Source organism: Methanomassiliicoccus luminyensis B10 (assembly GCF_000308215.1).
In the GTDB taxonomy this organism is placed as follows: Archaea; Thermoplasmatota; Thermoplasmata; order Methanomassiliicoccales; family Methanomassiliicoccaceae; genus Methanomassiliicoccus; species Methanomassiliicoccus luminyensis.
Map to the genome: position 1 here is coordinate 1 of NZ_CAJE01000023.1, position 13,716 is coordinate 13,716.

General features: G+C 64.9%; 12 protein-coding genes. 7 read left to right on the plus strand and 5 right to left on the minus strand.

The window, feature by feature from the left end; genetic code table 11:
- The 4 genes from WYS_RS12225 to WYS_RS12240 form a co-directional block, all read right to left on the minus strand.
- Nucleotides 1-2,505 (minus strand): DEAD/DEAH box helicase (locus tag WYS_RS12225; RefSeq protein WP_019178459.1); only part of this gene is annotated, 2,505 nt, incomplete at its 3' end.
- 91 nt (nucleotides 2,506-2,596) lie between these two features.
- Nucleotides 2,597-3,886, minus strand: a complete 1,290-nt coding sequence (locus WYS_RS16555; RefSeq protein ID WP_201798809.1) for a (Fe-S)-binding protein — start codon at nucleotides 3,884-3,886, stop codon at nucleotides 2,597-2,599.
- 151 nt (nucleotides 3,887-4,037) lie between these two features.
- Entirely contained in the window at nucleotides 4,038-4,583 is a 546-nt protein-coding gene (locus WYS_RS12235; protein ID WP_019178461.1) for a ferritin-like domain-containing protein, read from the minus strand.
- Between the two features lie 66 nt (nucleotides 4,584-4,649).
- Entirely contained in the window at nucleotides 4,650-5,180 is a 531-nt protein-coding gene (locus tag WYS_RS12240) for a ferritin-like domain-containing protein (RefSeq protein ID WP_019178462.1), read from the minus strand.
- 338 nt (nucleotides 5,181-5,518) lie between these two features.
- Between WYS_RS12240 and hyfB the strand changes: the two genes are divergently transcribed.
- The 7 genes from hyfB to WYS_RS16405 are packed head-to-tail and all read left to right on the plus strand — an operon-like array spanning nucleotide 5,519 to nucleotide 13,032.
- On the plus strand, nucleotides 5,519-7,585 hold the full coding sequence (gene hyfB, locus WYS_RS12245) for a hydrogenase 4 subunit B (protein ID WP_019178463.1): 2,067 nt from the start codon (nucleotides 5,519-5,521) through the stop codon (nucleotides 7,583-7,585).
- A complete protein-coding gene (locus WYS_RS12250; protein WP_019178464.1) occupies nucleotides 7,582-8,526 on the plus strand; it encodes a respiratory chain complex I subunit 1 family protein in 945 nt (314 codons plus the stop codon). The genes hyfB and WYS_RS12250 overlap by 4 nt, the downstream gene beginning before the upstream one ends.
- Nucleotide 8,527: 1 nt before the next feature.
- Nucleotides 8,528-9,193, plus strand: coding sequence for an NADH-quinone oxidoreductase subunit K (locus tag WYS_RS12255; RefSeq protein WP_019178465.1), 666 nt, complete (start codon nucleotides 8,528-8,530; stop codon nucleotides 9,191-9,193).
- On the plus strand, nucleotides 9,190-10,659 hold the full coding sequence (locus WYS_RS12260) for a hydrogenase 4 subunit F (RefSeq protein WP_019178466.1): 1,470 nt from the start codon (nucleotides 9,190-9,192) through the stop codon (nucleotides 10,657-10,659). The genes WYS_RS12255 and WYS_RS12260 overlap by 4 nt, the downstream gene beginning before the upstream one ends.
- Nucleotides 10,656-12,242 carry a hydrogenase large subunit gene (locus WYS_RS12265; protein ID WP_019178467.1) on the plus strand — a complete coding sequence of 529 codons (1,587 nt, stop codon included), beginning with the start codon at nucleotides 10,656-10,658 and terminating at the stop codon, nucleotides 12,240-12,242. The genes WYS_RS12260 and WYS_RS12265 overlap by 4 nt, the downstream gene beginning before the upstream one ends.
- A gap of 9 nt (nucleotides 12,243-12,251) precedes the next feature.
- Nucleotides 12,252-12,575, plus strand: a complete 324-nt coding sequence (locus WYS_RS16400) for a 4Fe-4S binding protein (RefSeq protein WP_019178468.1) — start codon at nucleotides 12,252-12,254, stop codon at nucleotides 12,573-12,575.
- Nucleotides 12,568-13,032, plus strand: coding sequence for an NADH-quinone oxidoreductase subunit B family protein (locus tag WYS_RS16405; RefSeq protein WP_019178469.1), 465 nt, complete (start codon nucleotides 12,568-12,570; stop codon nucleotides 13,030-13,032). The genes WYS_RS16400 and WYS_RS16405 overlap by 8 nt, the downstream gene beginning before the upstream one ends.
- A gap of 267 nt (nucleotides 13,033-13,299) precedes the next feature.
- Here WYS_RS16405 and WYS_RS12280 read toward each other — a convergent pair whose 3' ends face one another.
- Nucleotides 13,300-13,716: a universal stress protein gene (locus WYS_RS12280; protein WP_019178470.1), complete on the minus strand. Its 417-nt coding sequence runs from the start codon at nucleotides 13,714-13,716 to the stop codon at nucleotides 13,300-13,302.

Sequence of the window (13,716 nt, forward strand, 5' to 3'; positions counted from 1 at the left end):
CAGCCCGATATCCTCCTTGTTGTACGGGAGCAGGGCGGCGATCATCCGCCCGCCGCACTTGGGGCACATGATGCGCGGCGGGGCGTCCTGGGGTTTCATCCTCCACTGCGTCCCGCAGCTCAGGCAGGACATGCTCATCGTCTCGCTCTCCAGCCTCTTCTTCAGGGCCATGAGGATGCTGTGGTCGGCCCTCTGCGGCATTATCAGCTCGCGGGAGTGCTGCAGCCCCGCCCGGCCGATGGGGCTGAGTCCGGTGACCTTGAACTCGATCTCCCCGTTCTCGATCTTCCGCATCGCCTCCACCGTGCCGGGGACATCGAAGTCCTCCCACAGCACGCGTTTGACGGCCTCCTCGAACAGGGGAGTATCTTCGAACGCCTCGGCCAGCTTGGTGAAGTTCACCGAGCGGTAGTCGGCGTCCTTCTCGATGACCCCGAACTTCTTGGCCACGAACACGAACCGGTAGCGCAGATAGCTTGACGATTTCAGCACCAGGCGGATGAGGCTCTCCACCCCTTCTGACTTGATCGAGCGCAGCGTCTCCATGATGAGGTCCGGGCGAACGTCCCGGGGCAGCTCGATCACGATGCGGTACGGATCGGTGTTCACTCCCACCGACTCTCCCAGCCTCGCGGACAGCAGCACCGACATTATCTTCGACACGGTCTCGTTGACCTTGGTCCCGAAGCACATGTTGAGGATGGCTAGCCTCTTCCCCATCTCCAGGGTGACGAGGCTGTCGGAGGGCATGCCCCCCTCGCCCTTCTGCTCGTCCAGGTACTCCCCCAGCTCGTGCTTGGCATCCTTGTCGATCGGGTACTGGGAGAAGTCCCCGGTGCGGCGGAGCGAGCCGACCTCCTGCGCCACCTCGAACGGCACCGGCAGCTCCTCGCCGACCCACGAGGGGATGGAGCCGATGTCGCGGACCTGCTCCACCAGCAGCTCGTCCTCGCCCACCTCCACGATCCTCCACGACTTCCCGTGGGTGATGAAGGTGGCGTACGGCTCGGCGAAGGAGATTACGAACGATTCGTCCAGGGAGCCCACGATGCGCCGCGAGCTTATCTCCCGTATCAGGAAGGTGCGCTCATCGGGGATCATGGACAGGTTGTCGTAGAAGTATTTCATTCCCCGGCTGGTGCGGCGGTACTTGTCCTCGTTGTCGAACACCAGGCCGATCCTCACCAGCTGGTCGAACACCGCCAGGAAGTCGTCCCGCTCCAGGTCGCGGAAGGCGTACGCCCTCTTCACCGTCTGGTAGGCCCACTCCTTCTCCACCTGCCCCACCATGCCCATGGCCACTATCTGATTGGCCAGCACGGCCATGGGGTTGGGCCGGACCCTCAGGTCCTCCAGGTCCCCCTTCATGGCCCTCCTGGCGATGACCATGCTCTCGGCGATCTCGTCGGGGTTCGACGCGACTATGGTCCCCTCGGTCCTCTCTCCGACCGCGTGGCCCGCTCGCCCCATCCTCTGGATCAGCCGGGCCACCTGCCGGGGCGAATTGTACTGGATGGCGTAGTCCACCGATCCGATGTCGATGCCCAGCTCGAGGGAGGAGGTGCATACCAGCCCCTTCAGCTTCTCGCTCTTGAAGTCCTCCTCCATCTCGATGCGGATCTCCTTGGACAGGGAGCCGTGGTGCACCCCTACCTTGAAGTTCTCATCCCACAGGTGGTACCTCGCGGTGATGGCTTCCGCAGTATCGCGGGTGTTCACGAACAGCAGCGTGGAGCGGTGCTTCTCGATGAGATCGCGGCACAGCCGCATGCCCGCGGCGAGGTGCGGGTCGGCCTGCAATCGCCCGGCCAGGTCGCGGTCCTGCTCCGTGACCTCCGGCGCCTGCACCGTTATGTTGAGGTCCTTGGACACCTTGGCCCGCACGGTGACGACGTTCCTCCCGACCCCGCCGAGGTACCTCGCCACCTCGTCCACCGAGCCGACCGTGGCGGAGAGCCCGATCCTCTGGTACTCCCCGGCGATCGCTTCCAGCCTCTCCAGGGCCACGGCCAGCTGCGCCCCCCTCTCGTTGCTGGCGAGCTCGTGTATCTCGTCGATCACCACGAACTTCACCCTGGACAGATGTGTCCTCAGGTTCTTCCCGGTGAACAGCACCTGCACCGTCTCGGGGGTGGTGATCAGGACATCGGGCGGGTTCTTGGACTGCCGCTGCCGCTCCGCCTGAGGGGTGTCGCCGTGCCGCACTGCCACGTCGAGATCGAGGGCCTCCCCGAACTCGGTCATGCGCTTCAGCATGTCCCGGTTCAGCGCCCTCAGCGGAGTGATGTAGATGCATCGGATCCCCTTCCCCGGCGTTTCCAGGAGCTTGTGCAGGATGGGCAGCATCGCTGCCTCGGTCTTGCCTATGCCGGTATGGGCGACCACCAGGATGTTCTCCCCCTTCAGTATGTGGGGGATCGCCTCCCGCTGAGGCCCGGTGGGCTCGTGGATGTCCTTGTCCCGCAGGACCTGTTGGATGCGCGGGTCCAGTAGCTCGAATGCCATGTCCAGAACGTTTTTTCTCAAGCGCTGTCGCTATTTCAATGTTGCTAGAAAATGGGAAAAAGGAAAGGAAAAGGGAAGGGATCGAGGGGTTTCAGGCCTTCGAAGCGGAGGCCTTCTCTGGAGCAGGGGCCTTGGGCGACTCGGCCTTGGCCTTCGCTTCCGCCGGCGCCTTCTTCGGCTCCGCCGCTGCCTTGGCGCCCTCGGCGGGAGCCGGGGTCGCGTTGGGGTCGGTGGCCTCCAGCAGCAGCTCGGAGATGTCCTTGACCTTGATGTTGGCGCCGATCTGCTTCGCGCCGGCCTGGAGGTTCACCACGCAGAACGGGCACGAGGTGACCAGGATCTCGGCCCCGGTGGCCACGGCCTCCTTGATCCTCTCTGCGGCGATGTTCACCGCGAGGTCGTTGTAGGCGCTCTTGTAGCCGCCTCCGGCGCCGCAGCACCTCGAGCCCATCCTGTTGCGGGGCATCTCCACCAGCTCGACCCCGGGGATCTTCTTGATGACCTCGCGGGGCTCCTCGAACACGCCGGCGTGGCGGCCCAGGTGGCAGGGGTCGTGGTATGTTACCTTGGCCTTGATCTCCTTGGTGAACTTCAGCTTCTTCTCCTTGATCAGCCGGTCCGCGTACTGCGAGAAGTGGTATACCGGGAAGGAGGGGTTGGCGAAGTACTTGCCGTAGTCGTTGGTGGTGGTCTTGTAGCAGCCGGCGCAGGTGGTGACCATGGCCCTGGCGCCCCTGACCTCGGTGGAGCGGATGTTATGCTCGGCAAAGGCGTTGGTCATGGTGGTCTGGCCGGTCCTTAGGGCCGGGGAGGTGCAGCACCACTCGTCCGCGCCCAGCACGTCGACCTTGACGCCGGCGCGGTGGAGCACGATGGCGCCGGCCTTGGGGATGTTGGTCGTCCTGTAGGAGCCGGTGCAGCCGGCGAAGAATATGACCTCCGGCCTTTCCTGATGAGGCACCTCCGCGGGCCACCAGGCGCCGCGCTTCTCGGCCGGCTCGCCATAGGGGTTGCGGGACTCCTTGATCCTCTCGGCCAGCTTGGCGTGCGCGGGCAGGGGCCCCTTTCCCTGGTCCACTATCCACTCGCGCACCTTCTCCCAGAAGTCGCCGAACTCGATGTTGACATGGCAGACCGTCTCGCACTGGGCGCAGCCGGTGCACTTGAACACTGCCTCAACGAACTCCTCGTCCACCTTGACCTTGCGTCCCAGGAGGGTGTCCATGGGGGACCTCTTGGAGATCTGGCTCAGGTAGTAGACCTTGCCGCGGGGGGTGATGGACTCCCAGGGGGTCTGCTCATAAGAAGGGCATACGCGTACGCAGTACCCGCATTGCAAGCAAGCGAGAAGCTCTCTGTTGATTTCCGGCATTTTTACCATCGGTACACCTCGATGAAAGTAAGCGTGTTCCACGCCATGTTAACACTACATAGCGTGACCCGTGGATAAGTGAAGGTAAGCAGATATATATTTCTGTTGGACCAGCTGTGGAAAGGGACGTTGTTTTCGCCCCTTCCCGAGAATGCCTGGCTCACCCATCCAGGATGGGGGTGTACCCGTACCAGCTCCCGCCCCTTTTGAGATAGTGGAGGTTCTCCTCCAGCAGCTTCTGGTGCCCCTTCTCCCACTCCGCCAGGCGGTGCATCATGTCCTTGAGCTCGGTGTCAGCGGTGATGCCGGCGACCTCCAGGTACATCCTCACCGAGGCTTTCTCCACCTCGATGGCGGCCTCCACGGCCTTGACCTCGTCCTTCGGCGCCAGGCAGGCCCCGGGGGCCAGATCGAGAAAGATCCTCTGCGGCACTATGTCAGCGTACCTCCGGTCCGGCTCGATGGAGGCAGGGTCCTTCCCCGGGAAGATGCGGTCGATCTGGTGCGCCAGCCAGGAACGGTGCCTCATCTCGTCGTCAGCCAGGCTGGCCAGGATGATCTTCCCCTCCCTGTCGCCGATGCATTCGCTGAGGCGGCGGTAGTAGTCCCGGCCCCGCTCCTCCACCCTGACGGCCGCGGCCAGCAGCCCCAGGATGCGGTTCAGCTCTTCCTCGTCCCTTGCCCAGTCGCTGTCCTTGGAAAGCATTTCCCATCCTCGGGGAAGGGACCGTCATATGCCGATAAAAAACTTCCTGGCAGAACGTCGAACGTCTCACCCGTCCAGGATGGGCTCGTACCCGTACCAGCTCCCGCCCCTCTTCAGGTAGAAGAGGTTCTCTTCCAGCACCCGGCGGTGCTTCTCGTTCCGGTCCGCCAGCGAGCTCATCGCTTCCCTCAGCTGGCAGTCCTGGGAGGTGGAGGCGACCTTCCGGTACAGCTCGGTCTTCCGCTCCTCGATCCCGATCGCCAGCTCCATGGCCCTGACCTCGTCCTTCAGCGCCAGGCACGCTCCGGGGGGAGGGAACGGGAAGACCGTGGAGGGAACGAGGTCCATAAGCTCCGGGGCCGGCTCCGCCGGCGACCATTCGGTGCTCCGGGAGAGGCGGTCGATCTGTCCCTGCAGCTCGGAGCGATGCTTCTCCTCGTCCTCGGCCAGCCCCTTTAGCAAGATCCTGCTGCGGTCGTCCGCCACGCAGCCGGCCACCCTCTCGTAGAACTCCCTCCCGGTCCGCTCTATCCTCATGGCCGCCACCAGGGCCGAGACGCCCTTCCTCGCGTCGACAGCGCAGTTCTCTTCCGCCATTACGGGACACCGACCGCCAGATTACTTGGGGCGCGGCCGATTTAAAACTTTCATGAACGCCCCGTGCGCCGCGCTCGAACTTGCTGGGCCAGCAAGGCCGTTCCGCCGAGGGGCAACGCTTCCTCGGAAGCGGGCCACGCGCGGGGCCGTTGCGCTCTTTCTTCGCCGGGACCCGGCGTTCGCGGCGGCGTCCCCAGGAAAGTCTGGACGCGCTTTCGTCAGTCATCGAAACGTTTAAAGAGACCCAGCGGATTAGCCCCGCCACAGAGCAGGGTACGGACGAGCATAGGACCAAGCGAGCTGGGCACGTTGCGGGGCGGTGGGCGGGGGGTATGATGATGTACGGTAACAGCATGTTCTTTGCGTTCATCATCGTCTCGCTGGCCGGCGCGGTCCTGTCCGCTTTCCTGGGCAAGAGGGAGCGCGTCGCCAGGCTCGTATCCTTCGGCGCCGCTGCCATATCCTCGCTTCTCGGCTTGGCCGTATCCCTGGAGGTCCTGCTGGGCGGCAGCGTCGTAACGCTGGCGATCCCCACCTCGGTGCCGGCCCTGGGCCACTTCTCCCTGATGGTGGACAGCCTGTCCTCCTACTTCCTGCTGGCCATATCCATACTGGCGTTCTGCGTTTCCGTCTATTCCATCGGCTACACCAAGGAGTACGAGGGGCGGTACAGCGCCGGGGCCATGGGGTTCGTGTTCAACGTGTTCCTGCTGTCCCTGGTCCTGGTGGTCACGGCCAGCAACGCGGTCCTCTTCCTGATCGTATGGGAGACCATGTCCCTGTCCTCCTACCTGCTGGTGGTGTACGAGAACAGGAAGCAGGGGTCGGTGTCCTCCGGGCTGCTCTACCTCGTAATGACCCACCTCGGCACCGCCCTCATCACCGCGGCCTTCGTGCTCATGTGGCTCAACATGCCCGGGGAGCGGTCCTTCGACTTCTCCGCCTTCGGCTCCCTCAGCTCGGCGGGGGCGCTGCCCGATGCCATCAGGAACGCCGCCTTCCTCCTCCTGCTCGTCGGCTTCGGCACCAAGGCCGGCCTGGTCCCCCTGCACGTCTGGCTGCCCCAAGCTCACCCCGCCGCCCCGTCCAACGTCTCCGCCATGATGTCCGGCATCATGGTCAAGACGGCGGTGTACATGCTCATCCGCTGCGTCTTCGGCTTCCTGGGGGTCCATGACGCCTGGTGGGGCCTGCTGGTGCTGCTGATCGCCTGCATCTCGGCCCTGCTGGGCGTTCTGTATGCCCTTGCGGAGACGGACATCAAGCGGGCCCTGGCGTTCTCCACCATCGAGAACATGGGCCTGATCTTCATCGCCGTCGGCGCGGCCATGGTGTTCCAGTCCTACTACCTGGCGGACCCCGCGGGGAACGCCTTCCTCGCCGACCTGGCCGCCCTGGCGCTCATAGCCTCGCTGTTCCACGTGCTGTCCCACTCGCTGTTCAAGGGCCTCCTGTTCATGGGCGCCGGCGCGGTGATGTATGCCACCCACACCAAGGACATGGAGGAGCTGGGCGGGCTGGCCAAGAGGATGAAGTGGACCGGGGGCCTGTTCTTCATCGGCGCGCTGTCCATCTCGGCGATACCGCCGTTCAACGGCTTCGTCAGCGAGTGGCTGATGCTCCAGTCCCTGCTGCTCACCCAGAACATCCACGACGCCATGCTGAACCTCCTCATCCCCATCGCGGTGGGCGTTCTCGCCCTGACGGGAGCGCTGGCTGCCGCCTGCTTCGTGCGCCTGTTCGGCATGACCTTCCTGGCGAGGCCGCGCAGCCGGCATGCCGCCGAGGCCAGGGAGGTGCCGAAGTCCATGCTGGTGGGCATGGGCATCGCCGCGGCCCTGTGCATCCTCACCGGCGTGCTCTCGGTGCTAATCATACCGGCCATAGACACGGTCACCTCCTCGGTGCTGGGGGTCAGCATCGCCGACAAGCTCGTCAACGGTGTCATCCTTTCGCCCCCGGCCGGGGAGTTCTCCAGCATGAGCCCCTTGGTCATCGGTGCGCTCCTCCTCTTCGCCGTCCCCGCCGCCTTCGTCATCTCCCGGCGCCTGGGAGGCCCCCGGCCCGTCAGGACCGGCGACACCTGGGACTGCGGCACTCCTCTTGGCCCCAGGAACGAGTACACCGCTACCGGGTTCTCGCAGCCGGTGGAGCGGGTGTTCCGCTCGGTGTACCGCCCCCATGCTGAGGTGAGGACCGAGCCGTCCTCCTCCCCGCTGATCAAGAGAAAGATCTCCTACGCCCATTCCGACGAGCCGGTGTTCGAGCGGTACCTCTACAGCCCTGTTTCCAGGGTGATGGTGTGGCTCGCCACCAAGGTGAGCGTCATCCAGAAGGGTAGCATCCAGGCTTACCTGGCCTACATCTTCGTGGTGTTGCTGGTACTGCTGGTGGTGTTCCGATGATCGTCGAGATCGTGCAGGTCGTGCAGTTCGTCATCCTGCTGGCCATCGCCCCGCTGATCACCGGCGTGATCCGCAAGGTCAAAGCCCTGCTGCAGAGCCGCAAGGGGCCCAGCGTGCTCCAGCCCTACCGCGACCTGCGCAAGCTGTTCCATAAATCCTCGGTCGTCCCCGAGGACGCCTCCTGGGTCTTCACCCTGACCCCCTACGTGTGCATGGCCGCGGCGGCAGCGGCCGCGTTGCTGGTTCCGGTGATCATAGCCAGCACTTTCGGCTTCTTCGGGGACCTCATAGTGCTCATCTACCTCCTGGCGACGGTGCGCTTCTTCACCGCCCTGGCCGCCCTGGACGCCGGCTCCGCCTTCGGCGGCATGGGCGCCAGCAGGGAGATGATGATATCGTCCATCGTCGAGCCGACCATGCTGCTGTCGATATTCTCGGTGGCGCTGGTGGCCGGGACCACTTCGCTGGGGACCATCTCCCAGCGCATCTCCACCACCGGTATGGACCTGATGGAGCCGGCCCTCCTGCTGGCCGGGGCGGCCTTCTTCATCGCCCTCCTGGCCGAGAACGCCAGGGTGCCGTTCGACAATCCCGCCACCCATCTCGAGCTCACCATGGTCCACGAGGCCATGGTCCTGGAGTACTCGGGCAAGCAGCTCGCCCTGATGGAATCGGCCTCCATGCTCAAGCTGGTGGTGTTCATGGCCATCCTGGCCAACATCTTCTTCCCCTGGGGGATCGCCACCTCCGCGGACCCGCTGTCGCTGGCCCTGGGAACGCTGTGGTTCCTGGTGAAGGTCATCGCCCTGGCCCTGGTGATCGCTCTGATCGAATCCTCCATCGCCAAGATGCGGCTGTTCCGCCTGCCCAACCTGCTCACCGTGGCGTTCACCCTGGCCCTGCTGGCAGTGGTCTCGTTCTACATCCTGGGGGCGCCCTGAGATGGCCATCAACTACATCAACGTGATAGACGCGCTCGCCGCGTTCATCCTGCTGACGGCGTTCATCGCCGTCGCCAGCAGCCGGACCGTGAGCCTGGCGAGGCTCTTCGCTCTCCAGTCCATCGCGCTGGGCCTTCTCGCCCTGGCGGTGGCGTTCTACACCGGGGTCAACCACATCTACGTGGTGGCGGTCCTGGCCCTCGCCATCAAGGGAGCGGTGATCCCCTGGATGCTCCGGGAGGTCATGGACAGGATCGGGGTCGACAAGAGGGTGGAGCCTCTGGTCAGCATACCCGCCTCCCTGCTGGCATGCGGGGCGCTGACCATCATCGCGTTCTACATCACCCAGCCCATAATATTCACCAGCGGGGCCATCGACACCATCACCAAGAACTGCCTGGCGATATCGCTGGCGGTCGTCCTCATCGGCTTCTTCACCATGATCAGCCGCAAGAAGGCCCTGACCCAGGTCATGGGCCTGCTGACCATGGAGAACGGCCTGTTCCTGGCCGCCATATCGGTGACGTACGGAATGCCGATGATCGTCGAGCTCGGGGTGTTCTTCGACATCCTGGTAGCGGTGCTCATCATGGGTCTGCTCGTCTTCCGCATAAGCAGGACCTTCGAGACGGTCGACACGTCCATCCTCAGGAGGCTGCGGGATTGATCGAGGTCCTGCTGTGCATCCCCCCCATCGCCGCGGCCCTGTGCTACCTGGTGAGAAGGAAGCGCGCCGTGGAGGCCGTGGCCGTGGCCGGCTCCGCCCTCACCCTGATGGTGGCGGCATGGCTGTCCTATGGGGTCTTCACCTCCGGCACCGTCAGCGAGGGCATGCTCTACATGGACGCGTTCTCCGCGTACATGCTGCTCCTTGTCTCCCTGGTGGGCCTGCTGGCCTCCCTGTACTCGATATCGTACATCGGGAGCGATCTCCGCGAGGGGGAGATCAGCGAGGTGAAGCTGCGGAACTACTACGTGTTCTTCCAGGTCTTCGTATTCACCATGCTCCTGGTGTGCGTGTCCGACAACCTGGGCATAATGTGGATCGCCATCGAGGGCACCACGCTCGCCTCCGCGTACCTGGTGGGGTTCTATGACCGCGATACCTCCGTGGAGGCGGCCTGGAAGTACCTCATCATATGCTCCGTGGGCATCACCCTGGCCCTGCTGGGCATCATCCTGCTGTACGCCTCCTCCATACACGTGCTGGGCGAGGAGTCGTCGGCTCTGAACTGGTCCACCCTCATGACCGCGGCGGGTTCCCTGGACCCCGGGCTGCTCAAACTCGCCTTCATATTCGTCCTCGTCGGCTACGGCACCAAGGCGGGCCTGTCGCCGATGCACACCTGGCTCCCGGACGCGCACTCCCAGGCGCCCACGCCGGTGTCCGCCCTGCTCTCAGCGGTGCTGCTCAACTGCGCCATGTACGGCGTCCTGCGCTTCCACATGATCGTGGGCTCGTCGCCGCTGGGCCCCGGCTTCTCCGGCGGCCTCCTCCTGGCGTTCGGGCTGCTGTCGCTGGGGACCGCCGCGGCGTTCATCATACTGGCCCGCGACTACAAGCGCATGCTGGCCTACTCCTCCATCGAGCACATGGGCATCATCGCCATAGGCTTCGGGTTCGGAGGGTTCTGGGGCATCTTCGGCGCGCTGTTCCACATGCTGAACCACGCGCTGGCCAAGACCCTCCTGTTCTTCGGGGCCGGCAACATCCTCCAGAAGCTGCGGACCAAGGACATCGACAGGGTCCGCGGGCTGCTGCACGTGATGCCGGTGACCGGCGCGCTGTTCCTAGGCGGCGCGCTGGCCATCACCGGCTCCCCTCCCTTCTCGCTGTTCATCAGCGAGTTCATGGTGCTGGTGGGCGGCCTCGATTCCGGCTCCGGCCTGGCCGCGGCGTTGTACCTCTTCCTCCTGGCGGTGATCTTCGCCGCGTTCATGTACCACGCCGGGCGCATGGTGTTCGGGGAGCCCTGCGACGAGGACGCGGAGAAGGGGGAGAGGGGCCGGCTCCCTCTGGTAATCATGGGCGCGCTGCTGGCGGCGGTCCTCGCCCTGGGGCTCTTCATCCCCGGCGAGCTGAACGAGGTGCTCGAGCAGATCGTGAGGCTGTTCCCGGGAGGCGGGGCATGAGCGACGCGAAGCTCCTGGGCGTTCTGAACTACCTTCCCGGCGAGCTCGCCGAAGGCATCTACTTCTCCAAGATAGAGGGCAACGAGCTGCGGCTGTACGCCAAGCTGGACTCCATGGTCCCCCTGGTCCGGCACATCTGCGAGGCGCACCGCGCGTACCTGCTGTCCCTGCACGCGGTGGACGAGCGGCCGCTGGACCACACCTTCAAGGTCCACGTAATCCTGGCCCCCCAGGACGAGGACCACTTCGTGTCCGTCATATCCTCGCTGGACCCCGGCACCCGGCAGTTCCCCTCCCTGACGCCGTACATCAGCGCGGCCAACTGGTACGAGAGGGAGGTCCAGGACATGTTCGGCCTCATCCCCACGGGGCATCCCGACCCCAGGCCCCTGGTCCTCTACGACGATTGGCCCAGCGGGCAGTATCCCCTGCGCAAGGACTTCGACCCCGGCACCCGCCTCCGCCGGGTCAGGAGGGAGTACCCCTTCGTGAAGGTGGAGGGAGAGGGGATCTTCGAGGTACCGGTGGGTCCGGTGCACGCCGGGGTCATCGAGCCGGGGCACTTCCGCTTCTCCGTGGCCGGCGAGCCCATCGTCAATCTGGAGATCAGGATGGGCTACACTCACAAGGGCGTGGAGAAGATCTCCGAGAGCACCCCGTACCCCCAGGGGGTGTTCCTGGCCGAGCGCATTTCCGGCGACACCACCGTAGCGCACTCCACCGCCTACTGCCAGGCGGTGGAGCGCCTCGCCTCGGCGAGGGCGCCGGAGCGGGCCGAGCACATCCGGACGGTGTTCCTGGAGATGGAGCGGCTGTACAGCCACTTCGGGGACATCGCCGGCATCGCCCTGGACACCGCGTTCAGCGTCCCGGCCGCTCACGGGTACCTGCTCCGGGAGAAGATGCTCAATCTGAACGAATGCGTCACCGGCTCCCGCCTGCTGAGGTCCGTGAACGTGCTGGGCGGGGTGAGGAAGGACCTCACCGGCAACGACGTCGAGAAGATCAGGGCCGCCCTGATCAGGATGAAGCTGGAGTTCGACGACCTGTCCGACCTGATGCTGTCGTCCCCGTCCATGCTGGACAGGGTCGAGACGACCGGCATGCTGAGCACCCCTCTCGCCCTCGCCCTGGGGGTGGTGGGCCCGGCGGCCCGCGCCAGCGGGGTCGACCGGGACGTCCGCCGCGATCATCCCTACGCGGCGTACAAAGGCCTCAGCTTCAGGGTGCCCGTGTACCGGGAGGGGGACGTGAACTCCCGCATGCGCGTGAAGATGTACGAGGTCAGGGAGTCGATGTCCATAATAGAGCAGGCCCTGGACTCCCTGCCCGGCGGGGACATCCGCGCGGGGGTGAGGGAGGTGCCGCAGGAAGAGGTGGCCATGTCCCTGGTGGAGGCTCCCCGGGGCGAGCTGATGCACTGGATAATGTCCGGGGACGGCACACCGTACCGCCACAAGGTGAGGGACCCCTCCTTCTGCAACTGGCTGGCCATGGAGCAGGCGGTGCTGGGGAACATCGTCCCCGACTTCCCGCTGATCAACAAGAGCTTCAACCTGTCCTATTCGGGGAACGATCTGTGAGGTGATAGCATGCTGGAGTTCCTAAAGCTCGGCCTGATGAAGAAAGGGGTGCAGACGAAGGAGTACCCCCGGGAGCCGTACGTGCCGTTCAGCGCCTTCATGGGCTCTCCGGTCATCGACGCTGCGGGGTGCGACAGGTGCGGCCGCTGCGCCGCGGTGTGCCCGGCGGGGGCCATCTCCCTGGTCCCGGAGGGCATCGAGGTCTCCCTGGAGCGTTGCGTGTTCTGCGCCGCCTGCGCCGGGGAGTGCCCGGGGCACATCAGCATGGGCAAGGAGTTCGAGCTCGCCGCCCGGAAGCGGGAGGACCTCAGGGTGGTGTTCCGCCATGGATGAGGCGATGGAGCAGCTGGGCCAGGGGCTGAAGGCCAGGATCTCCGAGGTCTTCGGGCGGTCCCTCTCGATCAGGGAGGTGGACGCGGGGTCCTGCAACGGCTGCGAGGTGGAGGTGAACGCGCTGACCAATGTCGTCCACGACATCGAGCGCTTCGGCCTGCGCATCGTCGCCTCGCCCCGCCATGCCGACATGCTGCTGGTGACCGGCCCGGTCTCTCGCAACATGGAGCACGCGCTGCTGCAGACCTACAAGGCCACCCCGGAGCCCAAGCTGGTGGTGGCCATGGGCTCCTGCGCCATCTCCGGCGGGGTGTTCCGCGGCTCCTACGCCACGCTGGACGGGGTCGACCAAGTGATCCCCGTGGACGTGTACATCCCCGGCTGCCCGCCGAGGCCCCAGGCGATCATCCAGGGCATACTGATGGCCGTGGACAAATGGGAACGGCGCCGAACTTAGTAAAGGGGGCAGGCTCTTGGAGACATTACGGGAGGGTCGGCAAGGGAGCACAGCCTTGCCCTGGCTGGTAGCGAGGTCCTTGCGATCCCCGCTCCACGTTCGATTCCCCTTCTCTAGCGTTAACGGACTCGATGCGATAGTAGAGGGCACAGGACCATGCCGGTCTCCATGAGCAGGGCGGAGCCTCCGGCCTCATCGCAGCCGAAAGGGAAACGCCCTATCCAGCTTCAACAACGTCTGATCACGCTGCACCGGCGGCCATCGCGCTCATTTTACCACGATGACCGAGCACGGGGCGTTGCGGACCACGTACTCCGACACCGAGCCGATGAGCACCCTGTCCAGGGCGGACTTGCCGGAGGTCCCTACGACGATCGACTCTGCCTTCACTCGGTCGGCGGCGGCCAATATGGCCTTGTACGGCGAGCCGGCCTCCAGCAGCGTGGTCGTATCCACGCCCTCCCCGGAGGCCTGGGTCTTGATGCCTTGCAACACCTCCATCCCCTCCTTGATGAGAGGCTGCTTCTCCGCCTCCGTCTTGGGGCTGACCACATATATTACGAACAGTTTGGACGAGGTCAGCCTGGCCAGGCCGATAGCGTAATTGATCGCCTTGGCCGAGTGAGGCTTCCCGTCCGTAGCCAACAGAAGGTTGGTCCCCTTCACCGGATTGTCCGCGGGCAT

Excerpts from the sequence above, each read along its gene's own strand:
- hyfB (WP_019178463.1), top strand. The coding sequence starts at position 5,519 with ATGTACGGTAACAGCATGTTCTTTGCGTTCATCATCGTCTCGCTGGCC.
- WYS_RS16405 (WP_019178469.1), top strand. The coding sequence starts at position 12,568 with ATGGATGAGGCGATGGAGCAGCTGGGCCAGGGGCTGAAGGCCAGGATC.
- WYS_RS16555 (WP_201798809.1), bottom strand. The coding sequence starts at position 3,886 with ATGGTAAAAATGCCGGAAATCAACAGAGAGCTTCTCGCTTGCTTGCAA.
- WYS_RS12255 (WP_019178465.1), top strand. The coding sequence starts at position 8,528 with ATGGCCATCAACTACATCAACGTGATAGACGCGCTCGCCGCGTTCATC.
- WYS_RS12280 (WP_019178470.1), bottom strand. The coding sequence starts at position 13,716 with ATGCCCGCGGACAATCCGGTGAAGGGGACCAACCTTCTGTTGGCTACG.
- WYS_RS12265 (WP_019178467.1), top strand. The coding sequence starts at position 10,656 with ATGAGCGACGCGAAGCTCCTGGGCGTTCTGAACTACCTTCCCGGCGAG.
- WYS_RS16400 (WP_019178468.1), top strand. The coding sequence starts at position 12,252 with ATGCTGGAGTTCCTAAAGCTCGGCCTGATGAAGAAAGGGGTGCAGACG.
- WYS_RS12235 (WP_019178461.1), bottom strand. The coding sequence starts at position 4,583 with ATGCTTTCCAAGGACAGCGACTGGGCAAGGGACGAGGAAGAGCTGAAC.
- WYS_RS12250 (WP_019178464.1), top strand. The coding sequence starts at position 7,582 with ATGATCGTCGAGATCGTGCAGGTCGTGCAGTTCGTCATCCTGCTGGCC.
- WYS_RS12240 (WP_019178462.1), bottom strand. The coding sequence starts at position 5,180 with ATGGCGGAAGAGAACTGCGCTGTCGACGCGAGGAAGGGCGTCTCGGCC.